Genomic DNA, 24,656 nt, shown 5'->3' with positions numbered 1-24,656 from the left:
GCCCGGGCGGAGCACTGACATTGCATCTCAAGTCTCTGTAGCCGCCAGTTGTTTACTCCGCCCGGGCAAGCCGGACGGAAGAATACCTCACGGCCGATCAGCGGCGTCAAATCTCGGCGGCTAGTGTCTAAGTTTCGCTGCAGGCTGTGCTTGCTCGGTCGACCCTCACCCGGACGAGGCCTAAATGGCCCGTCCGACCTCTCCCAAGCTGCGCTCGAGCGAGGTAACCCGAGTCGATTGCCAGCTCTCCCAAAACAAAGTTTAGGGAGAGGTCGAGCGGAGCGATGCTCGGGTGCCAAAATCTCGGTGCCTGGCACCTAATCTCTCTGGCATCAAAACTCTCTAGTTTTCCCACTGACGTATCAACCTGATCGGTATCAATGCATACACGATTGAGCAAATCGAATCCGAACTCCGCGGCTCGTATTTGGCGACAGACAGGCTGTGTAACGGCGGATGAAACAGAGCATCCGCTTGATTCACTCGATGTTTCCAAGCGATGTCGGCGCTACAAGAAATATCGAGGGCGTCCTAGCCGATTACGAAGCCCATTACAAGTGGCATCATCCGGGTGAACACCCGACCACGTGCATGTCTGGCAATCTTCTAAGAGACGACTCAAAAAAATTGACAGCTCAACACGCGGCCTATAGATTAACTCCTTAAGGGAGTTTGCTAGCCCGCTACCAGCCCTTAATGTTCTTTACGTTATTCTCACGTTGAATTTGGAAGGTTTTATGCGCTACCGACTTTTGATGTTTTTGTTTTTGTTTGTTCCCCTTGTTTGCACTCTTGGCTGCGGGGGTTCCTCAGGAACGAGAGTTCTTGAGGGCGAGGTAAAGGTCGATCCTGATGTCGGCACCGATGTCAACGATCCTGAAAAGATGGAAGCTTTGATGAATGCGGATCCCACTCCACCACGATAATTCGTTTATTTTTTCTCACACGCTATGGACTAATCACATGCATGAAAATTGTTCGGCGCCTCGATGGCGAAAGGGTTTCACCTTGGTGGAACTTCTGGTTGTGATCGCCATCATTGGCGTTCTTGTCGGATTGTTGCTACCCGCAGTTCAGGCGGCACGCGAAGCCGCTCGGCGGATGAGTTGTAGCAACAACTTTAAACAGATCGGTTTGGGAATGCACAATTACCATTCCGCTTACCAGATGTTTCCTAGCACTTGGGACGGGTCAGCTCCTAATGGCTACCGCGTCAATCTTAACCTCGTCGGCATTTTACCCTTTATTGAGCAGCAGGCGCTTTGGGAGCAACTTAGCAATCCATCGGTACAAGGAACCACAAACTTCGAACCGATGGGTGCTACTCCCGGCACCGACTCGCCCGCGTACATTCCATGGAAGACGCAGGTGATGAGCTATCGTTGTCCCAGCGACCCCGCAATCTTGAACGGGGCGGGGCAAACGAATTACGGGAACTGTTATGGAGATACGATTCGAGGCGCCGGTCGGTCTCCGGAACCAGGTGATCGTAATCACCACACTGGTGTTACCGGTTGCCATCGCGGATTGTTCGCGAGGGAAAAGATCACTCGGTTCCGTGACATCAAGGATGGCACCTCCAACTCGGTCGCAATGGGAGAACTATGTGTGATGGATTTCGAGCGTGGTGTGCGGAGTTATGTATACCATCTCGATGGCAGTGATTGGTGGCGTCCGACCCCTGACAAGTGCAAATCGGGAGCTCACATCAATCCCGAGTCTCCATCACAGTACGCAGCAGGCGGTATTTGGCAGCGTGGGCGTCGCTGGGCCGACGGCCATTGGCATTCCACGGCCGTTATGACCGTGTTGCCTCCGAATTCACCTTCCTGTCTTCGGTCAACCGACGCCAATGACGGCTTGGCTTCGGTCACCAGTTACCACGAAGGGGGCGCTCACGTCTTGATGGCGGACGGTGCCATCCGCTTCATCACCGATTCGATCGAATCGGGAGACTTGACCAAGCCACCCGTTGCCAACGGTGGCGGCTGGACGGCTCCTGGTTCGAAGAGTCCCTATGGGCTGTGGGGAGCACTTGGAACCATTCGAGGCAAGGAGACCGAGTCGATCGAGTAGCCGCTTCGCGGCTATGGCTTCACTCTAAATTGCGATCCCTCGCCGACTGTATCGGCGAGGGATTTTCATTTTGCAGGTTCGCTTCTTGCAGAAAAAAACTGCCCCCTGAACTGCCGGGACAAGCCCGGGCGGAGCACTGACTTTGCATCTCAAGCCTCTGTAGCCACCAGTTGTTTACTCCGCCCGGGCAAGCCGGACGGAAGAATACCTCACGGTCGACCAGCGGAGACCCTCACCTGGACGAGGCCTAAATGGCCCGTCCGACCTCTCCCAAGCTGCGTTCGGGGAGAGGTGATTGGTTGTGACTCAGGCGGCTTCCAAAATATGGCAAACGAAAACGGATGCGAGGGCGTGCGATTAATGGTCTGATCGCAAAAGTTGTACGGGTCTTACTCCTGAACGCCGGCTAGCTCATTCAACTTAATCCGGGTGACTTGTGTTTCGGCTAGGCCGTTGTTCTTCTTGCGGTCTCCGGCGCAGTGGCCTAACATCATTGCGTCGGCGGTAAACTCGATCGCAGTGTAACAGTACCAACCGTCAGGATTGTCAAACAGCGTGATCGATCGACGCCACGTCTTGCCTTCATCGTCGCTGACGGCAAGCGACAGCGGAGTGCGTTTTCCTCGCAAATCCGCTGAAATGTTTGTGTGGTCATTCCACACACAAACCAAGCGATCGCTGCCGGGAATACGCTCGATCGTTGCTGGTGACGTGGGGGACGGAAGCGGTGAGGGGGCCAGGGTCGACCAGGTTTCTCCGCCGTCGGAGGAATGGCTGACAAGTTGACTGTCAGCGTTTGAACGCACCAACATCATCACACGACCATCACGAAGCTCGACCACACCTGGCTCTTGTGCGAGGTACCGTTTGCCGCTGCTGGAATCATGTGCTTGCAAGACCGTTTTGCTCGGCCGCCAGGTGCGGCCAGCATCGTCGCTGAGGTAACAAAGAACACGCCCCGCCCAATCGGGCTTTTTCGATTCAGGCGAAGTGTGCAGTGCCAGCGGTGCAACCAAGCGGCCATCGGACAACTGGATTACACGATCGTTGTTCAACACATAGTAGCCAACCTGCGAATCGGGAATGATCGACTGCGGCGGACTCCACGTCGTGGCCTCATCGCTGCTGAAGCGGACAACGGGACGACAATCGGCAAGTGATTGCTTGCTGAGATAAAACATCGCAATGCGTCCATCGGCCAATCGCAGCAGCGATACCGACATGATGTTCAAATCGGCGTCGTTGTCCAAAATTCGCGTATCCTCGGCATCCCACGTTTTGCCGCCGTCCGAGGAATAGCGGCCGGCAAGGTGGGCAGAGGCATGGTCGCTGCCACCGCCAGTAAAATGTGTATAGACAAACAGCAACCGGCCATCGTCGAGCTCGATAAAGTCTCCCTCGCTGTTGCGCGGATTCCCCGGCGTCGGTGGCAGTCGCAACGTAATCTTAGGATCAAGCGCCGCGTCGTCCGCGAACATAGGGCTAGCGATCGACACAAACGTCAACAACAGGGTCAATTTCAGGGCAAATAACACGTGAGCAGCGAATGAACAACGCATGGGCAGAGGACCTCGTTCACAAACAGAGTTTGTGATTGTTTAGAGGGGGCGGGTGAAAGGTGGGAACATCAGCGGAGCTGGAGGCGGGATGAACAGCAACAATCTTACACGATACTCAGCATCGGGTAGAATCACTCCCGAACGCCCTCGCTGCTTATTTTCGAACCGCCACCGTGCCGGAACTACGCTTCGCATCGTTTCGGCCTAAAACCCCATCCCTTGCACTGCAGGCACATGACACCATCGGACGCACAACAAGAGACTCAACGCAGGCTTCGCGTTGCTTCGGTTCAGTTCGAAGCATCGCCCGCGGATAAGCTGGCTAACTTTGCCAAGATCGAAACGTTTCTTCGCCAGGCCGCGGAGCAAGGTGTGCGGTTGGTGGTGTTTCCGGAGTGCTGTATCACTGGATACTGGTTCATTCGTAATCTGTCGCTTGAGCAACTGGGCGAACTCGCGGAACCGATCCCGAATGGTCCCAGCACTCAGCGATTGGTCGAACTGGCACGCCGATACAACATCAGTATCGGTGCGGGGTTGGTCGAAGTCAGCGAGAGTGGCGAGTTTTATAACAGCTATGTTGTTGCATTGCCTGACGGAACGATCCACTGTCACCGCAAACTGCAAGCGTTCGAGCACGCTGCGATTCGCAGTGGAACGGAGTATACCGTGTTCGATCTGCCTGATGGTTTTCGTGTTGGTGTATTGATTTGTTACGATTGTAACTTGATCGAAAATGTTCGCATCACGGCACTTCGTGGCGCCGAAATCCTGTTGGCGCCTCATCAAACCGGAGCGGTACGCAGCAAGAATCCGAACTTGATGGGCATCATCGACCGGCAACTGTGGGATAACCGGCATGCCGCCCCGGAAGCAATCGAAAAAGAGTTCCGGGGCGATAAGGGGCGTGGTTGGTTGATGCGTTGGTTACCAAGCCGTGCCCACGATAACGGCATTTTCTTGGTCTTCAGTAACGGCGTAGGAGTCGATGATGACGAGATCCGCACCGGTAACGCGATGATCTTGGATCCCTACGGCCGTGTGATCGCCGAAACCTGGAAAGCGGATGACGCGATGGTGGTTGCGGACCTAGACGCTGGTTTGCTGGCCGATGCCACCGGCCGTGGCTGGATCCGTGCTCGACGACCGGAGCTGTATACGCCGTTGACGGTGCCAACGGGGTTGGAACGGGATACGCGGGAGATGAAGTTTGACGAGTGAAGTTTGAATGATGAACGAAATCCGTTGGCGACTTGTTGATTTAATTGTTTAACAGTCAGCCAAAGGCGTACTCGCATCCGTTAGCGTACGCCTATTGGCTAACGGTTAAACGAAGCGTTGCTGGGCGGGTGAAGTTGTGGACGAAAGTCTTGGCGACTTTCGCTACGATTTGGTGATGGCTTTTTCACAGCGTTGGGGCGAGATTTTGATTGCGGTGCCGAGCGGCTGTGCGAACAGGCTGACTCGCAGTTCTTCGATCATCCAGCGGACTTCGGTGGCCGATTGATCGCGTGCGTTTCGTTCGCTCTCGGGTAATGTCGCCATCCACCGTTGCCGCAGACTCTCGACCGTTTCGGTTCCCTCGCGATCGCGGGGCGCCGAGCCGCTGGTCAATTTATCTAGCCGGTAGGCGATGGCGTTAAAGTAACGTGGGTAATGTTTCAGCCATTCCCAGGGCGTCGCTGCGAGGAATTGGTCGTGAATCAACCAATCCATCTGCAGCCGGATATTGTTCATAGCTTGATCGAAACGGTTTCCCGTGGTCGATTCGATCTGACGTCGTGCGGCAAAATAGGCATCCGCCATTGCCGACAACCACGTAGCAACCTCTTGCGTCGCTTCGGCGATTCGCCGTGCTCGTTCGCCACGTCGCTGATCAAATTCCGCCTTGCTGCGAATGACCGGTTCGTTTTCCACGAATGCGATACGCGCCAATAGGTCGATCAATTGTGATTCGATCGATGCAGCAGATACCACACCGCTGAGCTTTACCTTGGCTTGCTCGAGCGACGGCAGCCATCGCACCTGAGTCCGCAATTCCTTTCGCTCCGCCAGGGCAAACAATCGCGTCAAACCTTGTCGGGTGATGGCATCGGCAGTTTGCAAATCCGAGACCAATCGCGTGGCAACGCTGTCCCCTTTGTCAAAGAAGGCTGGGTACTGTGCGACTTTTACACCGCCGCGCGATCGCACAACCTCTTTGGGTAGCGACTCGATATAAAACGTCGTCATCGACTCGCGAGCCCACGCTTCCTTGGAATCATCCGCTTCGGCATTCTCAGGCAAATCTTTTGCTGAGCCGAGCTTTTCTTTGAGCGGTTGAACTTCGCGACCGCTCGCGATCGTCTTGCCTGAATCATCGACCACGGTGACCAGGAACTGCAGATAGTCGTCGAGTTTTTCCGACTGAAAATCATCGGGCGTCACCGGCATTTCGGCATGGCGTGAAAAGGCGGCACAAACCGAGGGCATGAACGGCACTTGGCCGTAGTCGGCAGCCAATTCCTGGCTGACTTTCGCTGCAACATCCGCCGCCGGCACAAGGTTTCGCCGGATGCGTTTGGGTAGCGATTTGATCATCGCGACCAGCTTGGTCTGCAACAATCCAGGAACCAACCACCCCAATCGCTCGTCGCTGACTTGCGGCAATGCGGCTTGATGAATTTTCAAGTGGATGCCATCCGCATCGCCTCCCGGTTCGAAGCGATACTGAAGCGGCAAACGCGAACTGCCAATTTGCAGTTCGTCGGGAAAGGCTTCTTTGGTGATCGCTTCGCCGGCAGCTTCAATTAAATCGCTGGGCTGCATGTACGGCGTTGCGTTTTCATCGACCGTGGGCGGTGATTGCAACCAAGCCGACAAGTCCGCAGCATCGCGAAGCTGTTTCGTCCATGCGGGGGCTTCGATCGAGCGGTCAAATTTCTCTAACCGGCCACGGTCACAAACTTCTTCGGGCAGGTGTGATTGATAGAAACGTTCCACCGAGTAGGGATCGACCACTAAATCACGCCGCCGTGTTTTGGCGGCCAACGAGGCGATCGATTCTTGCAATTTTTGGTTGAACCGCACAAACCGCGCCGTCGTCTTCATTTGCTGCTCGACCAACCCATGCTCGATCAATAAATCGCGAGCGGTCGAGGGATCGATCGGCGGCAACGGAACCCGCCGACGAACCACCACGGGCAGCCCAAACAACGATTGACGTTCGTAACAAAACGCGCCGCTCGACTTGGAACTCCAGTGCGGCTCGCTGTACGACCGCTTGATGAGATGTGCCCCAATGGTTTCGATCCATTCCGGTTTGATCCGGGCGACTGTGCGAGCATATTGTTTCGCGGTTTCGACAAGCTCGGCGGCGACAATCCATTTAGGCTTGCTTGCCGCCACACCGCTGCCGGGCCAAAGATACAGACTCAATCCCCCGGCACCGGTGTACTCGCTCTTCTCTTTGATCATTGCGACACTCGACAACAGCCCGGTCAAAAGCGCTTGGTGCAACGCGTCGTCCAGGTTAGCGTCGAGCAATCGTTCGGGATCATCAGCAAAGCGAATCGCACCAATTTTCTTGCGAGCCCCTTTACGTTCGCCCAACGACGTCGCGACCATTTCCTTGAGCTGACGATAGACATCGGACCACTCACGCATGCGATTTGGGGAAAGAAATTGCTGACGCAGGACTCGCGTCAACTTATTGCGTGAATGTTTCTCGCGAGCTTCTTCGTAATGCCGCCACAATTTCAAGTAGGACAGAAAGTCACTGTTGGCGTCCTTAAAGATCGCGTGAGCTTCATCGGCCGCTTGCTGTTTTTCTTGCGGACGATCACGAGGATCCTGGATTTCCAGCGCTGCAGCAATCGGCAAAATTTCGGGCAGCACGCCAAACTCGTCGGCCGCCAAAATCATGCGTCCCACACGCGGATCGACGGGCAATCGACCAAGTTTTTGGCCGATCTCGGTCAATTCATGCTTTTCATCGATCGCTCGCAATTCCATCAGCGTCCGAATGCCCTCGCGAATCGATTCGGGGCGTGGCGGATCAAGCAGCGGGAATTCTTCCAATCGTCCCAGTCGCAGTGTCTTGGTTTGCAAGATGACCGAGGCCAGATTGGTTCGCCGAATTTCGGGCGTCGTGAACGCGTCGCGCGACTCGTAATCGTCGAGCGAATACAAGCGAACACAGACTCCAGGTCCGATACGACCACAACGGCCGGCGCGTTGATTGGCACTCGCCCGGCTGACCGGTTCAATCGGCAATCGCTGCAGTTTGCTACGAGGACTGTAACGGCTGATCCGCGCGGTGCCGGTATCGATCACCGAGTGAATGCCGGGGACCGTCAGCGAGCTTTCGGCCACATTGGTGGCAAAAATGATCCGCCGTTTGCCGGCGTCGGGATGAAAGATTCGCTGTTGTTCCTTTTGTGGCAACCGCGCGTAAAGCGGCAACAGATCCACACGGTTTGGCATCCCCAACCGCTTGTAATGACCGGCCACGCGATGAGTGACTTCGCGGATGTCGCGTTCGGTAGGCAAAAACACCAGCGTGTCACCGGCACTGCCGCCTCGCGATAATGATTCGATTCCCGCGATCACATGGCGAGCGAGATCGTAGCCACGGTCTTCATCGTCAACGACCTCTTCCCAAGGCAGATAACGCAGTTCGACGGGATAACCGCGGCCTTCGACATTGATGATCGGGGCGGGGCCAGATTCGTCGGCAAAGTGTTCGGCAAACCGCTCGGCGTCAATGGTTGCCGAGGTGATAATGATCTTCAAATCGGGACGTTTTGATTGCAACCGTCGCAGGTAACCCAACAGAAAATCGATGTTCAGCGATCGCTCGTGCGCCTCGTCGATGATGATTGCATCGTAAGCATCGAGGAAGCGATCGGATTGCGTTTCGGCCAACAGGATCCCGTCGGTCATCAGTTTGATCAACGTCTCAGGACCGGTTTGGTCGCCAAAGCGAACATGGTAGCCGACGGTTTTGCCGAGCGTCGTATCGAGTTCCTCGGCCAGCCGGGTGGCGATGCTGCGGGCCGCCAAACGACGCGGCTGGGTGTGTCCGATCATCGCCTCGCGACCGAGGCCGGCTTCGAGACAGATTTTGGGCAATTGGGTACTTTTGCCGCTGCCGGTTTCACCGCAGACCACGATGACTTGGCGATCGCGGATCAGCTGGATCAATTCGTCACGATGCGACGTGATTGGCAGGTCGTCGGAGTACTCGATCCGCGGCGTCGCGGCCCGGCGTGCATCACACTGCTGGACCGATTCGGCCAACCGTTTCGCGTAGGCTTCGGGACTTAATCGTTTTTTATCACGGCGCAAGCGAAAACGGTCAATCCGCATCGCGGCGTCGATCGACGGTGCCGCTTGATGGATTGATTCCCCAGCGGTTTCCGCCGCTCGCGAATCGCTAGCGGGGGAGGGTGAAATCGGTTCGGGAGTCAGCTTGGGACTGCTTGGTTTTGCATTCATCGGCACCATTCTTACTAAGAATACGAAATGTGTCGATCCGAACCATTTGGCGGCAAAACAGGTTTCCGTTCGCTCGACCGCTTCGTCCACTGTGTTTTTGCCGAGGCGACCAACACGCGAAGAGAGAACTAATCATTTCCATCCGTCGGAATCGCGATCGGTTTGACACCAAAAGTCTCGACCAGGATCGCGTAAAACGCGGGAACCACGATTAGTGTCAGAAAGGTAGTCAGTAGCAAACCAACGATCATGCACCATGCGAGCCCTTCCCACAGTGCTCCGCCGCTGAGTCCTAACGGAATCAAACCTCCCACGGTCGTCGCCGTAGTCAAGAAAATCGGCAGCATCCGCTGCTTTCCGGCTTCGATCAAACACTCGCGGAACTCAGCGACGCTGAGACCGACGATAGGCCCATCGGCGGTTCCCTCGCTGGCTTTTTCCGCTGCACGCTGGGCGATCAAGATATCCGCAAATTCGACAAAGATGATCGCAGTATTTAATACGATCCCAAACAGGGCCAAGATACCAAGCTGGGGCATGAACCCGAGCGACTTGTCAAACAAAAACAATCCCAACCATGCCCCCGCCAACGCCAACGGCAGCGTTGACAAAATGATCAGCGGCTTGGACCAACCGTTGTATTGGAAAATCAAACACAGCACGATCAGCACGAACGAAATCGCAAAGGACATCATCATTTGCCCGCCGGCCTCGGCACTCTCTTCAAACGCCCCGCCCGGTTCGATCCAATAACCGACCGGCAAACTTTCACGCAGGGCATTCATCTCGTCGCTTTTTAGCAATCGTGAAACGACATCGTTACCGGTCACGCCGGGCTCCATTCGCGAGCTGACTTCGATGGTCCGGTTCATGTTACGACGAGCAATCTTGGCCAAGACAAACGTGGTTTCCAGACTGGCGATCGAAGACAACGGTACCTTACCGAAATCCCCTTCGACGAATGATTCCTGCAGCCCGCGAATCGATTCACGCTGGTTGGGTTTCAACCGGAAATAGACAGGAACTTCGTGATCGCCTTCGCGAAACGTCGTTAAGCGGAGTCCCGAGTAGTACGAATTCAACGTACGTGCGACTTGCGAGTTCGTCACTCCGGCGAGCACGGCACGATCCTGGTCCACATTGACGCGGACCTGGTAACCGTCGACGCCCCACGAGTCGTTGACGTCCCAAGTTTCGGGCTGTGATTCGACGAGATCCTTCAAGCGATTGGCGGCGGATCGCAGAATCGATGGATCGGCAAACCCGTTGCCGGCAATACGAAAAACCAACGGATCGGCGGGCGGCCCGAGTGCCAATTGCACGGGAACCACACGTGCCCCTACGATCGGATCGATTCCCAGTTCCGCATCGCCACGTTCGGCGATCTCACGAACTCGTTGCGCATAATCGGGTGTCACCGAGGCATCGGTGGTGCGCACCAATATCTCCGCATAAGAACGCGTTTTGGGCTCGGGGTTCCAACCGAGATGCCAGCGCGAACCGCCGCCGCCAACCAAGGTACGAAACGCTCGCAAGCGAGCAGGACGGTCTTCGCTAGCTGCACCCAGCTGTTGGACAATCGTCTCGACTTTCCGTGCCACGGCATCGGTTTGTTGGATGGTGGCTGTTTCGGGCAGGATGATCTTCACGGCGAACTGAGTGCCGTCAGCTTCGGGAAAAAACTCGGAACTGACGGGCAATGTCATGATGCCAACGATCAATAGCAATGTTGCCAACGCGGTCCCCCATTTCGCCCGCACCGCCAACCCTCCGATCCCTCCATAGATTCGGTAGGCCCAGTTCTCTGAGACGCCCTTGGTCGCAGTGCCCTTGGCCACAACGTCGTCGGTCGAAATGGATTCATCCGTCTTGTCCGATCGGCGGCGAGAACGTGAAAGCAAACGGCCGATTGTCGAGAACACATTCACCACAGGCGAACCCGACTTCTCACCGCGAGGCGGACGAATAAACAGCCCCGCCAAAATTACACACAACGTCATCGCCAAGAACCAACTTAGTGCGAGTGTTGTGGAAACCGTGATCGGCAAACTGTAGACGTATTCTTTGCCGCCTCCTTCGAGCGAAAACAACATCGGTACAAACGCCGCCATCGTCGTCAACGTCCCCACCAACATCGGGATCGCAAGCGTATTGGCTCCGTCAATCGCTGCTGGGAACGGCCGCATTCCGGCAATTTGATTCGTGCGAGCTTGATCGCAGACTTGAACCGCGTTGTCGACCAACAAACCGAGTGAAATGATCAGTGCGGCGAGCGATATCTGTTCCAATTGCACCCCCAACGGTGCAATCAATCCTACGGTGATCACGACGACGATTGGGATGTTTGCAGCCATCACAAACGAAGTACGGAAACCGACGACCAAATAAACCACCACCACCACGATCAACACCGCCTCGATCACATTGATGATCACATCACGTATTTTCTTCGCGACACTTTCGGACTGATCCGAGACCGGAGTGACTGCAATGTCGGGGGGCAGCCGCTGTTCAACGTCCGCCAACATTCGCACCCGAGCCTTGGCGGCGTTACAGACGTCAATGATGTTCGATCCCGACTTCATCGTGATCCCTAGCATCACCGCAGGCGTCGCCCCCGACGTGTCACCAAAGCGACAGAGGTAGTCCGCGGGATCCTCAAAACCTCGAGTCACCGTCAACCCGAGTTCGGCAAGCGGGACACTGTTGTCGCCACCGTCGGTGCGAACGGTGCTGGCGATCTGCCGGATCTCGTTCACCGCATTGAATTCACCCCCCGTTTTAACGGAATAGTGGCCCGATTCGGTATCCAGCTCACCTCCGGCTTCGATGATATTTCGCTCGCTCGCCAGCGTTTCCAGCTGTGCCGTGGTCAAACCAATCTGTGACCAATTGGCGAGATCGGTTTCGATATAGATTGCTTCGTCTCGTACGCCAAACATCTCGACTTTGGCGATGCCCGGCAACAGTCGTACGGCGTCTTGGACCTCTTCGGCATGGATTTCTAACTGACGAGGCGAATAGAGATCCTGTGGGCGAACATGGTCACGTCCATGCGAGGGCGTTTGATGCACCGCCAGCAACAACACTGCGGTATCGCCAAATTCATCGTTCACCACCGGCGTGATGTCGGATTCGGGCATTGGCACAGTTTGCACGCGCGCCCGCACCTTGTCCCAGACATTTTGGATGTCGGCGGGTGCAACGTTGTCTTCTAACTCAACAAAGATCGTCGATTGGCCCGTCAACGTCGTCGACCGAGTAAAATCCACCTCTTCGATACTGATCAAACTCTGCTCGATTTTGTCGGTGATCAACTCTTCGACGGTTTCCGCAGGCGCCCCCGGCCACGCAGTCGAAACGACACAGACACGAATCGTAAACTCGGGGTCTTCACGACGCGGGATGGTGACATAAGTAAATGCGCCGCAAACCATCGCAAGCACCACGATCGAAATCACGATCGGGCGATACTTGACCGCCAATGCAGGAAGTGACATTAAAATGACTCCGATTCATCGACATTCGCTTCAGAAACATGCATCGGCACCACGGTTTTGGGTGTCTCGGATAACGCGGTTTGCACAATTCGCACCGCTTCACCGTCGTGCAAATAATGAACGCCTTGGACGATGACTTGCATCCCATCAGTTAACGCAGGCGATTGGACCTCGACTAACGAGCCCGCATTCAAGTTGCCAGCTTGTTTCAGCTGAACTGCTAACTTTTTCGCGTGACCGTCTTGGGCGGCAAACAAATATGTCTCGTCCGATTCTTCGTAAATCGCCTCGATGGGGACATGGAAACCCAACTCCGCATCGTTGCTAGAGAGATCGACCGAGACCAGATCGCCAGGCCGCAACATCCACTGGGCTCCCGCATCCAACACGACCGATTCGCCATCCCATGCGGACGCGGCGGACGGGCCGTCTGCCAGTTCACCAACGTAGATCGTCTCCTGTGGAAGCTTGATGCTGTCGCCCTGGTCATCCAAAAACGACACCGACCGAAAGATCCAATTGCCGAGAAACGGAATCCGCAAATCATGTTCAATCAAACGCTGCCGTTGGACTTTTAGGATTTTCGGCAGGATGCCGTCTAGGGTTGCATTGGTAACGCGATAAACGAAGGCGCCCTCGTCGTCGTGATGAATCGATTTCTCTTCGACCAACGTCACCTCGGGCGGAGTTCCCATCATGCGATTAAGTTTTAGCGGCCAAATATCTTGGGACCGAGCTACCGTGTCCTCGGAAATGGATTCCGGCAAATTGTCACGAAACTTTTCGTTCAATAGCAACAGCGTCATCGTAAAGGTCCGCGTGGTCGGATCAGCGCTGGGCGCGATGCTATAAACAAACGCATTGACATGCCGCGTCGTGCCATCAGGCAACGGGAACGAAGCGGGCAGATTTCGCCGCTGGCGGATCTGGCGTGATTGCTGTGATGACAACTCGACCTCGACTTTGATCGGGTTGGACATCTGTAACTTCAGCACCGGTGATCCTGCGGTCACGACGCTGCCGGGCACCACCATCACCTCGGCAATCTGGCCTTGGTAAGAACCGTAGAGAGTGGTGTTTTTCAGGTCTCGCTGGGCTTCTCGCAGCACTTGTTGGGCGCGACGAACTTCGGATTCCGCGGACTTCAAATCCGCACGAGCCTGCTTCTCACTTGCTTCGAGCGATCGCAAAGCCGCCTGGCGGGTGTGCACCAAATTTTCAGCTTGGTCGAATTCGGATTGTGATGCCGCCTGCTGAGCATTCAGCGTTTGCATTCGCTGGAATTCGATTTTTGCCAGCTTCAAATCCGCCTCTGCCGATTCAATCTCCACTGGCAATGCCTCGTCCAAGCGGATCTTAATACTCTCTTTTTTACGTTCGGCCACCTCGACGTCTGCCTCGGCCGACTCGACCGCAATGTCGTATTGAGCCGTTTCGATTTGAGCGAGTGGCGTGCCGGGGTGAATCAATTTGCCATCGGGATCGACGATCCGGCCGTCAACGTCTAGCCCCGGTTCAAGCACCCATTCAAGCCGACCGGAAACTTCGAAACCGAGGTCTTCGGTCTTCCACGACTTGACGCTGCCGGACGCCATAAAGGACGACGGGGGTGCGGCTTTGACCAGCGTCATCACGGTCACCGGCTGTGCCGCCTTTTCAGCAAATTCAATTGCCGGTTTCTGACACCCGACTGCAAGCACGCAGCCGCAGACCGCAAGCAACAGCCCCTTGCGAATGCGAAACGCTGCCCCCTTTTCTTTATCATGCATGTTGGCTTCCTTTTTCTTTGGATTGCAGCAATGTCACGAGCGTCCGCTGAAGCAACGCATAAAAGTCGACACGAAACTGGCTGTATTTGGCTTCTCGGATGATGGCGGCGAGCTGCTTGGTGGGGTGAGCCATCGGCCACAACCCGGCTACCAGCGCGTGATACTGAAATAAGAAATCTTTTGCTGCCACATGAGAAAGCTGGGGCAGCGATTGGTGAATCATGGCCACGAAGTGATCGGTCGGACCTAGTAGCGATTCTTTGAATTCCGCGATCGCTTCGTCCGACAGATTGCGTTCAAGTACGAGCGATAAAACGACCTTCAAACGGCACAACCTAGGATGCAACTTCAACTCATCCACAAGCGCCGCAGCCACCCGTTCGGGCGTCGGTTTGCGAAGCCGCCCGAGTCGTTTTTCGAGCCCTTCGAGCCACACTTCCAGCTCGTGACCATAGAGTGACAAAAATACTTCTTCCTTGGTTTTGACGTAGTGATACAGACTCGCTTTACCCACGCCCGCCCGCTCGGCGACATCCCGCATCGAGATTTCCGACAGTTCTTTTTCATCAAAAAGCGACGCGGCAGCATCCAAAATCGCATTCATACGCTCGGCTTTTTGCGCCGGCCTTCTCGCTCGTTGCCAATTCATCCCAAGCCTCGTCGGTTCCCTTAGAATCTGCATATCCGACCCGCGGTCGTCTATTTATCGACCGCTGGTCGAATGCAGTTTAGTCAAGCTGCTGTGAGAATGTCCAGAGCAGCAGCCATTTCGAAGAGAGCAAGATGCAGAGGGGAGGGCAGAGGGGCAAGCGAAACCCTCGCCGTCACTGGGATCGCCAGCGCGACACGTGTGGTTGTTTGATGAACCATCACGTAAAAGCGGTGACGGATTGTTGATTTAGCCGGACTTTAAAAATGCTTCGCTTAACCGTTAGCGGTTTGGGCCAACGCTGTGACGCATTTATTCGTAGCGAAACTCGCAGAGAGTTTCGGTTTGGGCGATAGCCCCGGTTGCATGTCGGAACCGGGGCGAGCGGCTTGTTGATTTAATGAGCCGCTCGCGCATCAGCGGCCGGGTTCCACGCATCAACCGGTGCCTTACGGCACTCGGCTCACCAATGCCAAAGTGGCAATATCCTGACAGACTTCTGCTTAGCTGCTTAAGGCGCCGGCAGAACGGCGGAGGTGAACGGCCAGACCTGGGGAATGATCAGCATCGACACGGCAAACACAATCATGCTGAGCGGAAAGCCAAACCGCACATAGTCGCTGAAACGATAGCCGCCGACGCCATACACCATCGTGTTGGTTTGATACCCGATCGGGGTCAAAAAGCTTGCCGATGCCGCGATCATTACCGCGATCACAAACGGCGCCGGATCCACGCCCAATTTTCCCGCCGTGCTGACCGCGATCGTAAACATCAATACGGCCGCAGCGTTGTTGGTGATTAGTTCGGTGCAGATCATGGTGGCGATAAAGATCGCCGCCAACGAACCGAGATTGCCGCCTCCGGCAACACCAAGCATGCCGTTAGCGATGGCGTCTGCCGCTTTGCTCTGTTCGAGCGATTCACCGATTCCGATCGCCGCTCCGATCACAATCAGCACCGACCAATCGATACTGCGTCGCGCTTCGGATGCGGTGCAGCAGCGGAACACGATCATGGCGATCGCTGCGATCAGGGCCGAGGTCATGATCGAAACCGGAGTCAACGTCGCCGCGACGACCATGGCCAACATCACACCGATCGACAACCACGCAAGCTCCGGCCGACGGACCGCCCCTTTTTCGACGGCGCTGACAAGATAAAAGTCATGCGACTCGCGACGGCGATGCAAGAACGAAGGAGATGCTTCCAACAGCAACACATCGCCTACCTCTAATCGCACATCTCCGATCTTGCCGGTCAATCGACGACCGCCACGGGCAACCGCAACCACCGCGGCGTTGTAGTGCGAGCGAAATTTGCCTTCGCGAATCGTCTTGCCCAGCAGGGCACAACGCGAGCTGACGACCGCTTCGACAAGCGTCCGCTGCCACGCAGGCACTCGCAGTTTACGCGCTTGGCCATCAGGAATCGTCAAGCCTCGAATCTTTCGCATGTCGACGACGCTATCGAGTGCGCCAACAAGAATCAAAACGTCATCCGCACGCAACACCTCATTCGGTTTGGCCGCGGCGATGATTCCATCGTGACGCTGAATCTCGGCAACATACAACCCTGGCAAATGTCGCAGCCCAGCCTCTTGCAGCGTTCGCCCGACCAGCGGTCCGAGCGGATCCACTTCCATTTCGACCGTGTATTGTCGTGGGTCATCCGAAACGCTAACGGCTGCCTGACGTTCGGGCAGTAACCAACGGGAACAGCCGATGATGTAGATCAGTCCAACGATCGCCGCAGGAACGCCTACCGCCGCAGGTTCGAAGAACGCCATTTGTTTGCCGTTCAGCTGCTCGTATTTGTCTTTGATGATCAGATTGGTGCTGGTGCCCATGATCGTGCACATCCCGCCTAAAATCGCGGCGTACGACAACGGCAGCAGCAAACGGCTACTATTAACAGAGACCCGTTTACTCAAGTCGCCGACGACCGGCATCAACGCGGCAACCAACGGAGTGTTGTTCAAAAAACCGCTCAGTGCCGCAACGGGAACCAGCAATCGCACTTGCGCTCCGAACAAATTCTTGGCCTTGCTGAGCAGCCACCCGGTGGCAAGTTCGGTACCTCCGGTGAACTCCAATCCGGCAACCACCGCAAACAGCAGAGCAACCGTGATCAGACCTTTATTGCCGAAGCCCGCGACCGCTTCTTCGGCGGTCGGCAAAAGCGGCGATCCACTGACTTCCTGGGCTAACATAATCAGCCCAAGAAACACCAAGGCAAGCAAATCGGTTGCCGCCACACGCATCGCGAGACATACCAGCAGCGAGCCAGCAATGATGACGGTCAACCACGCTTCCCAAGTCACCATGAATTCGGACTATGCTCGCACTGGAAAAAACTTCTGTAGCGTCGCGTCGCTCGGCGGCTTTGTCATCAGCGAGACAACAATCGTCGCAACTGCCGATGCCAGAAACATCGTCGCCACAGGCATCGTGCGAATCACGTCATCACCCCATGGGATATCGACGGACCAGTTATCGATCTTTGCGAAATCCGATTGGGCAAACAGCACACACCAAGTGACAAACGCAGTCAGAACACCCGCATAGGCGCCCCATTTGGTCAGTCGACGCCAATAAACCGCCAGCAACGCAAGCGGAAACAAGCTGCTAAATCCGCTGAAGCACCAAATGCCCAACTGGAACACACGAGCTTGGGCCACATCGGTCAAACTCAGCATGTAGGTGACTGCAACGACGGCAACGATAAAGCATCGCGAGATCAAAACAATCTGACGATCGCTGAACCGTTCTTTACCGGCATAGTGGACGACGATGTCCGTAGTGAACATCGTTCCGATGCAGAGGAATTGGCTATCCAAGCTGGACATGATCGCAGCGAGAATTCCGGCCAACAAAAATCCGCCTAGCACATCACCCGAAAGCGACTTGACCATAAACCCGAGCACCTTGTTGGGCTCGGCGGCGATCGGAGGCGGAATATTAATCAGACCGCTGGTGGCCCAAACCCCGATCAACACGCAGGGAATCCAAACGATCAAAATGAACACCGGATGAACCACCACCGGCAATTTGAACGCCCGACCGCTTTTCGCCGTCAACCAATGCTGGAACAGGTGAGGGAACATGCCGACTGAAAACGGAATCAACATGTAGGTAAAAAACATCCATGGATCCATGTGCTCGCGAGTCCGGAATTGAGCCGGTGCTTCGACCGATTCGATTTGATCCGACAACGTCACTTCAGCTCGCACCCGTCGCGCCCGCGGTATCTCTTGACTGACAATTTGTAGAGAGTCAAAAAGCCCGGTCGGAGGTTCGGTACGAACCACCCTTTCGCCGTCACGCATTTCGTGGGCACGGCCTTCGGCCACCGATTTTTCGGCAAGGTTGGTGGCGATCAAATAGAACGCAACAACGCCGAGAATCATGAACACAATCGTTTGAAACGTGTTCGCCCACGCCGTGCCTCGCATGCCGCCAAAGAACACGTAGATCAACACGACCACGCAGATCACCAATTCGGTCAACCAGGGAGGAACGCCGCCGTTTTCGGTCAAGCCTGGAAAATCACCCCGCGTTGCTCCTTCGATCGCTTTTCCAGCCGACACAACGCCAACCAGCAAATAGGGGACGACGAGCGCCACAAGAATGGGGAACAACACCAAACCGATGTTGTTGCTTTCTAAACGGTCACGAAAGAATCCAACCTGGGTGGTGTATCCATATTTTTTACCCCACGACCACAGCTTCACGCCCAAGACGAAAAAGCACAGCGAGTGGATAATGCCTGAGGACGAAGCCAACATGGCGTAGACCCCGACACCTTCGGAAAATGCCTCGCCGGTGGATCCCACCAGGGCAAAACCGGTCATCGTGGTTCCAAACAGCGACATCAGCAGCAGGAAGGGGCCAATCGAATGACTCGCCAACATGTAATCTTTTGACGTTCCCTTGAACAACCGCGACGAAAACAGCCCCAGGAATAGCAGCATCCCTAAGTAAACGCTGATAATGGTGACTTTGATCATTCCAGGACTCATACCGCACCCTCCTCAGTTTCAGTAGCCGACATCGCGTCATCTTCGAGGTGTTGAGGCCAAGCAAACGTTGCTGCCAGGAACCAAACCACGCTTGCCGCAATCGAAATTCCCGCGTGATAGGCGAGCGTGAAAGGCAAAAATCCGAAAACTAATCGGTCGTTGCCCCAATTCCAGACATCTTGGTGGATCACCACCAAGAAGAGAACGAGACCCCAAATGAGATATTTCATGACACGCACTCTAGGTTGGATGGGCAGCGAGTACAGAAGGAGGGTGAATTGGAGCTTCGCATTGTAGTCAAATTCCTAGCGGGAATAAGATGCCGTACCTGGGCTCTATTTTTCTATCCGGTGATAAGGCCTCCGCTTGCCGTTTCGACGGCACAAACAGCAAAACACCGAGGTCCCAAAACCCACCTCCACGCGGGGTACGCCTTCACCGATACCTGCCCCTTTCGCATCTGTTGCAACAGCACCGCAGGATTCAATCCGGTAAAGAAATTGCGATTGGCAACCGCTTGATGCACCAACGATTGAAGCGAATCGGACGCGACATCTCGCAGCTGAGGCAAAGTGTCTGAAGAGACAAAATCGGTGATCAGGAGCGTTTTTCCGCCCTCACAGACCACCGCCTCCAGCTGGGCCAAGTGACCATCACGAACCGCCAACGCCAATTCGGTGGACCGAGGATGGGTTGGCCCAACCGCAATAAAGACAGAATCGATCAACTGAGACAACAGACAGGTCGAAACCACGACATCCCATCGGCCAAGATCGATTTTGGGAGGTAAATCGCGGGCCATCGAGACCAGATCATCCAGCGTTTGACCCGGCACCGCAACATTCCCGTGCAGCGAATCGAGCTGCGAAAGGACGCACGACAAATCGACGCGTCCGCGCATTTTCGTGCGATTGGCAGCCGTCACTGACAGTCCATCGACACACTGGCGCAACGAGGCTTCGTCGAGATCGACCAAACAAATCTCGTCGAAATGGTTCGCCAAGACTTCGAGATCGACGTCGTTTCCATTGCCGACCCCAAGCAAACACAAACGACGATGCGACGGGCTCGCAGTACTTGCGATCATGCGGGTGACATGCTGCCGATGCGAGGCAAACGCATCCCAATCGCCGCGAGTCCGCTGGTTCCGCGCGAAGTGAACGCGAGCGATTGGCGATCGTGAAGAAGTCATGCTGGGAAAATGGGCAAGCGAGGGCGACCACGAAAAACATCATCGTCGGGATCACGATAAAAACAACAACACGACCGAGTTTACCGAAACTATACTCGTGCTGCGTTCCAGCTTAGTTTTAAGGTAGCGGAACTCGTCAAAAGTTTCGCTTGGAAGGAAAACGGCCGAAAGTCTTGACGGCTCGTTGATTTAATCGTTGAACCGATAGCCGAACGCGTACTCACATCCGTGATGCGTACGCCTGTCGGTTATCGGTTAAACGAAGCATTCTAAGCACGAAATCCCCAACTGGCCCGCATCCCCCAAAGGCCAGTCCCTGTCTCTACCAGAATCCCTCCCCAAAATTGCTGCGTGACCAACATGCGACGACTTGCTCTTCGATTTACTTGCTTCCTTTTCTTATGGACACTGATCTGCGTACCGCCGGCGTCGGCACAAACCGAAACGGCTCCACCGAACGTCGTTGTGATTTTTATTGACGACATGGGATACGCCGACATCCATCCGTTTGGCGACACGAAATACCCTACTGCAAACTTGGACCGGATGGCCGCCGAAGGTCGTCGCTTTACCGATTTTGTCGTCTCATCTGCGGTTTGTTCTGCATCGCGATCGGCTCTGATGACAGGCTGCTACCATCGCCGCATCGGTATCTCGGGGGCACTTGGGCCGAAGTCTGAAATCGGTATTAGCGACGCAGAAACCACGCTGGCCGAAGTGTGCAAATCGAAAGGCTACGCCACCGCGATCTTTGGCAAATGGCACCTCGGACATCACCCCAAATTCTTGCCCACGGCACACGGTTTCGACCATTATTACGGCATCCCCTACAGCAACGACATGTGGCCGCTTCATCCTGATTTCCTTACCAAACGCAAGAAGAACCCCGCCGCCAAATCGCCTTGGCCGAAGTTGCCAATGATCTCGGCGACACGAGGTGAAGGCTACGAAATCGTGAATCCCGACATCCAACCGGCCGACCAGGAACAGATGACAAAACAGTTCACGCAGCGGGCGGTCGACTTCATCCAATCCAACGCGGATCAGCCGTTCTTTCTGTATCTGCCGCATCCGATGGTTCACGTCCCGCTGTATGCGTCGGACGACTTCAAAGGGAAAAGCGGACAGGGCATTTTCGGTGACGTGGTGATGGAAGTCGATTGGTCGGTGGGCCAAATCATGGACGCGATCGAATCAATCGATGCGGCCGAAAACACGTTGGTGATTTTCACCAGCGACAATGGCCCGTGGCTGTCCTACGGAACGCATGCTGGATCCGCGGCGCCGTTTCGCGAAGGCAAAGGGACGATGTTCGAAGGAGGCTATCGTGAACCGACGTTGATGTGGTGGAAAGGAAAAATTCCCGCTGGAACGACGTGTGACAAGCTGTGCAGCTCGATCGATCTGCTGCCAACGGTTGCCAAATTGATTGGCGCCGAAGTGCCCGAGGATGCATCGCGAAAGATCGACGGCAAAGACATTCGGCCGTTGATGTTTGGTGACGAAAACGCCTCGTCGCCTCATGATGCGTTCTACTGCTACTACAGCGGCGGCGAACTACACGCGGTCCGCAACGAGCGATTCAAGCTGACGTTTCCTCACCGCTACCGGACGCTTGCAGGACGCAGTGGCGGCGACGGTGGAACGCCGTCTGCTTACGAAATGCAAAAATCGGATTGTCGCTGTTCGATCTGGACAACGATGTCTCAGAAACGACCGACGTCAAAGACGAGTTCCCCGCAGTCGTCAAGGAACTGCAAGCGGCTGCCGAGCGAGCCCGTGAAGACCTGGGCGACAAATTGACGAGCCGCAAAGGAAACGGGCTGCGTGCACATGGAAAACTTGGTGCCAACGACGAGCGATTACCACTCGATTGGGAGTGAATGTCGATTGCTGCCGCCCCTTAGGGACTCTGGCAACGCTCGTCTTCAATAAACTCCCCCCAAACCTTTTTGAAGAGAGGTCAAATCAACCGGCGCAAGTTCACCGGTAGGGACTCGGAGCGTTAGAAATAGCCACGGCCATGTTCAGCGTCACCAAACCCTCCCAACGCAAGCTGGGAGGGTGAAGCAAGTTGGCGAACGGTTCGCTTTACTGTGTTTACGCCTCGTCGCTGGAGGTCCCATCCGCGTTACCGGCGTCGTCACTGGATTCCGATGGCGGCTGGACATCGGCATCGGTTGATGCGTCACCGCTGACATCGGTCGATCCGGCCTCGGATGCGACCACAGTTCCCTCGACCACAGTTCCCTCGACCACATCACCGGCCACTGCCGCTAAGCCTTCCGCTTCGTCGGACTGTTCTTCGGGTGGAACACGCACGACCGCGATCAGACTATCGCCGCTGTCGATGTTCATGATTCGCACGCCCTGCGTGTTACGACCGATGACATTGATGTCAGCCGCCTTAATCCGCTGCAGCTTGCCTTTGGCGGTCATCATGAACAATTCGTCTTCATCCGTGACACGAGCGATTCCGATCACAGGCCCATTTCGCTCGCTGGTGCGAATGTCGCGAAGTCCCTTACCACCACGTTTTTGCGTGCGGTAACGAGCTCCCGAGGCACTGCTTTCTTCTTCCGTTGACTCGCCCTCAGCCGCTTCGCCATCGGAATCAGCATCGCCGGAGTCTCCGGCTTCGACCGGAGCGTTAGGACCAAAGTGCGTTCGTTTTCCGTAGCCATTTTCACAAACGGTCAACAATGTCGCTTCGGGGTCGGCCACGACCATGCCAACGACACTGTCATCGCCGACAAGCTTGATCCCCTTGACTCCCGAAGTATTACGTCCCATTGGACGCGCATCGGATTCACGGAAACGGATCGCCATTCCGGAACTGGTGACCAAGATCACTTCGTCGCCAGGGCCGATTACGGCGGCACCGACAAGCTCATCGCCTTCGCGAAGCTTGATTGCGATAATCCCGCCTTTCTTCGGGCGACTGTATTGTTCGAGCGGCGTCTTTTTGACCAAGCCACTACGAGTGGCCATCACAACGTAATAGCCCGCTTGATCGAAATCGCGAATCGCCAAACATTCGGCAATCTTCTCGTCTTCGCTCAAATTCAACAGGTTGACGATTGCACGTCCCTTGCTGTCGCGAGCCAGTTGCGGCAAATCGTAGACCTTTTGCCAACGCACTTTACCGAGCGTTGTCAGAAACAACAGATAGGCATGCGTGCTGGCCACAAACAGATGCTCAATCGGATCCTCGTCATCCGTCTTGGCGCCCTTGAGCCCCTTGCCACCCCGGCGCTGCGTGTTGTAAACGCTGGTCGGAGTTCGTTTGATATAGCCGCGATGGCTAATCGAAACGACCATCGTTTCCTCGGTGATCAAATCTTCGAGGTCGATGTTGCCAAGTTCTTCGTGACTGATCTCGGTTCGACGCTTGTCACCGAAACGACGCTTCATTTCCTCGAGATCGTCCTTGATGATCCCATTGATTCGCTCTTGGCTGCTGAGGATATCGAGGTAGTCGATGATCTCGGTCAACAGTGCCGCGTGCTCACCCGAGAGTTTTTCTTGCTCGAGGTTGACCAATTGGCCAAGCGTCATTCGCAAGATCGCGTCGGTTTGCACGCTGGTCAGCGTGTAGTTTTCTTTCTCGCCGCGTTCGAGCACGAATTGGGCAAACCCACTGTCACCGAGTGCTCGTTTTAGCATCGACGAAGGGCACTCGATTTCCATCAAGCGTTTCTTCGCTTCGGCTTGGTTGGTGCTGCTGCGAATCGTCTTGATGATCTTGTCGATATCCGCCAACGCCAGCAACAAACCTTCGACGGTATGTTTACGGCGGCGGGCACGCGCCAACAAGAACTGAGTGCGGCGACGGATCACCGTCACTCGGTGCCGCAAGAATTCCTGCAGGATTTCTTTGATCGTTAGCTCGCGCGGCTTGCCATCGACCAATGCCAAGAAGATCAGCGAAAACGTGTCTTGCAGAGGCGAATACTGATACAGTTGATTCAAAACGACATCGGGATCGCCGTCTCGCTTCAGCTCGATGACCAAGCGAACCGGCTCATTCAAATCGCTCTCGTCACGAATCCCCGAGATCCCTTTGATCTTGTCACCATTGACCAGCGCCGCGATCTTTTCAATGACGCGGTCGCGGTACTGTTGGTAGGGGATCTCCGAGACAATGATTCGCGTACGACTGCCCTTCATCTCTTCGATACGGCATTTCGCTCGGACCACAATCGTGCTCCGTCCGGTCTTGTATCCGCGACGAATCCCCGCGCGACCGCAAACGATACCCCCGGTCGGAAAGTCGGGACCAGGAATGATATCGCAAATCTCGTCGATCGTCGTTTCCGGATGGTCGACCAAGCGGATTAACGCTTCACAAACCTCCGTCGGGTTGTGCGGCGGAATACTGGTTGCCATCCCGACCGCGATCCCGCCGCTGC

At 55.4% G+C, this 24,656-nt stretch carries 13 protein-coding genes; 3 read left to right on the top strand and 10 right to left on the bottom strand.

Annotation, left to right across the window (positions count from 1 at the left end):
* Window positions 1-963: 963 nt before the first annotated feature.
* Window positions 964-2,076, top strand: coding sequence for a DUF1559 domain-containing protein (locus tag RMSM_RS12285; protein WP_008696146.1), 1,113 nt, complete (start codon window positions 964-966; stop codon window positions 2,074-2,076).
* A 389-nt stretch (window positions 2,077-2,465) separates the two neighbouring features.
* Here the strand turns inward: RMSM_RS12285 and RMSM_RS12280 are convergent, their stop codons facing one another.
* Window positions 2,466-3,635 (bottom strand): sialidase family protein, encoded by a 1,170-nt coding sequence (locus RMSM_RS12280; protein WP_063870217.1) that lies wholly within the window; start codon window positions 3,633-3,635, stop codon window positions 2,466-2,468.
* A 234-nt stretch (window positions 3,636-3,869) separates the two neighbouring features.
* Between RMSM_RS12280 and RMSM_RS12275 the strand changes: the two genes are divergently transcribed.
* Window positions 3,870-4,856, top strand: a complete 987-nt coding sequence (locus RMSM_RS12275; RefSeq protein ID WP_008696142.1) for a nitrilase family protein — start codon at window positions 3,870-3,872, stop codon at window positions 4,854-4,856.
* A 162-nt stretch (window positions 4,857-5,018) separates the two neighbouring features.
* Here RMSM_RS12275 and hrpA read toward each other — a convergent pair whose 3' ends face one another.
* The 8 genes from hrpA to RMSM_RS12235 all read right to left on the bottom strand — a co-directional run bounded on the left by hrpA (window position 5,019) and on the right by RMSM_RS12235 (window position 20,244).
* On the bottom strand, window positions 5,019-9,113 hold the full coding sequence (gene hrpA, locus RMSM_RS12270; protein ID WP_040766026.1) for an ATP-dependent RNA helicase HrpA: 4,095 nt from the start codon (window positions 9,111-9,113) through the stop codon (window positions 5,019-5,021).
* Between the two features lie 128 nt (window positions 9,114-9,241).
* Window positions 9,242-12,613, bottom strand: a complete 3,372-nt coding sequence (locus tag RMSM_RS12265) for an efflux RND transporter permease subunit (protein WP_008696140.1) — start codon at window positions 12,611-12,613, stop codon at window positions 9,242-9,244.
* Window positions 12,613-14,382 carry an efflux RND transporter periplasmic adaptor subunit gene (locus RMSM_RS12260; RefSeq protein ID WP_008696138.1) on the bottom strand — a complete coding sequence of 590 codons (1,770 nt, stop codon included), beginning with the start codon at window positions 14,380-14,382 and terminating at the stop codon, window positions 12,613-12,615. Before RMSM_RS12260 ends, RMSM_RS12265 begins: the two co-directional genes overlap by 1 nt.
* Window positions 14,375-15,031 carry a TetR/AcrR family transcriptional regulator gene (locus tag RMSM_RS12255; RefSeq protein WP_008696136.1) on the bottom strand — a complete coding sequence of 219 codons (657 nt, stop codon included), beginning with the start codon at window positions 15,029-15,031 and terminating at the stop codon, window positions 14,375-14,377. Before RMSM_RS12255 ends, RMSM_RS12260 begins: the two co-directional genes overlap by 8 nt.
* A 511-nt stretch (window positions 15,032-15,542) precedes the next feature.
* Window positions 15,543-17,357, bottom strand: a complete 1,815-nt coding sequence (locus RMSM_RS12250) for an SLC13 family permease (RefSeq protein WP_008696134.1) — start codon at window positions 17,355-17,357, stop codon at window positions 15,543-15,545.
* Window positions 17,358-17,366: 9 nt separating this feature from the next.
* Window positions 17,367-19,052 carry a sodium:solute symporter family protein gene (locus RMSM_RS12245; RefSeq protein ID WP_201767027.1) on the bottom strand — a complete coding sequence of 562 codons (1,686 nt, stop codon included), beginning with the start codon at window positions 19,050-19,052 and terminating at the stop codon, window positions 17,367-17,369.
* Window positions 19,049-19,282, bottom strand: a complete 234-nt coding sequence (locus RMSM_RS12240) for a DUF3311 domain-containing protein (protein ID WP_040766021.1) — start codon at window positions 19,280-19,282, stop codon at window positions 19,049-19,051. Before RMSM_RS12240 ends, RMSM_RS12245 begins: the two co-directional genes overlap by 4 nt.
* 113 nt (window positions 19,283-19,395) lie before the next feature.
* Window positions 19,396-20,244, bottom strand: coding sequence for a hypothetical protein (locus tag RMSM_RS12235; RefSeq protein WP_144057588.1), 849 nt, complete (start codon window positions 20,242-20,244; stop codon window positions 19,396-19,398).
* Between the two features lie 465 nt (window positions 20,245-20,709).
* Between RMSM_RS12235 and RMSM_RS12230 the strand changes: the two genes are divergently transcribed.
* Entirely contained in the window at window positions 20,710-22,047 is a 1,338-nt protein-coding gene (locus RMSM_RS12230) for a sulfatase family protein (RefSeq protein WP_236622110.1), read from the top strand.
* Window positions 22,048-22,344: 297 nt separating this feature from the next.
* Here RMSM_RS12230 and RMSM_RS12225 read toward each other — a convergent pair.
* On the bottom strand, window positions 22,345-24,656 hold a 2,312-nt coding region (locus tag RMSM_RS12225), incomplete at its 5' end, for a DNA gyrase subunit A (protein ID WP_236622109.1).

Origin of the sequence: Rhodopirellula maiorica SM1 (assembly GCF_000346295.1) — a bacterium.
Taxonomy (GTDB): Bacteria; Planctomycetota; Planctomycetia; order Pirellulales; family Pirellulaceae; genus Novipirellula; species Novipirellula maiorica.
The sequence above is the reverse complement of the archived record's forward strand: the minus strand, read 5'-3'. Positions and strand labels throughout refer to the sequence as shown.

Excerpts from the sequence above, each read along its gene's own strand:
- RMSM_RS12285 (WP_008696146.1), top strand. The coding sequence starts at position 964 with ATGCATGAAAATTGTTCGGCGCCTCGATGGCGAAAGGGTTTCACCTTG.
- RMSM_RS12280 (WP_063870217.1), bottom strand. The coding sequence starts at position 3,635 with ATGCGTTGTTCATTCGCTGCTCACGTGTTATTTGCCCTGAAATTGACC.
- RMSM_RS12275 (WP_008696142.1), top strand. The coding sequence starts at position 3,870 with ATGACACCATCGGACGCACAACAAGAGACTCAACGCAGGCTTCGCGTT.
- hrpA (WP_040766026.1), bottom strand. The coding sequence starts at position 9,113 with ATGAATGCAAAACCAAGCAGTCCCAAGCTGACTCCCGAACCGATTTCA.
- RMSM_RS12265 (WP_008696140.1), bottom strand. The coding sequence starts at position 12,613 with ATGTCACTTCCTGCATTGGCGGTCAAGTATCGCCCGATCGTGATTTCG.
- RMSM_RS12260 (WP_008696138.1), bottom strand. The coding sequence starts at position 14,382 with ATGCATGATAAAGAAAAGGGGGCAGCGTTTCGCATTCGCAAGGGGCTG.
- RMSM_RS12255 (WP_008696136.1), bottom strand. The coding sequence starts at position 15,031 with ATGAATTGGCAACGAGCGAGAAGGCCGGCGCAAAAAGCCGAGCGTATG.
- RMSM_RS12250 (WP_008696134.1), bottom strand. The coding sequence starts at position 17,357 with ATGGTGACTTGGGAAGCGTGGTTGACCGTCATCATTGCTGGCTCGCTG.
- RMSM_RS12245 (WP_201767027.1), bottom strand. The coding sequence starts at position 19,052 with ATGAGTCCTGGAATGATCAAAGTCACCATTATCAGCGTTTACTTAGGG.
- RMSM_RS12240 (WP_040766021.1), bottom strand. The coding sequence starts at position 19,282 with ATGAAATATCTCATTTGGGGTCTCGTTCTCTTCTTGGTGGTGATCCAC.
- RMSM_RS12235 (WP_144057588.1), bottom strand. The coding sequence starts at position 20,244 with ATGACTTCTTCACGATCGCCAATCGCTCGCGTTCACTTCGCGCGGAAC.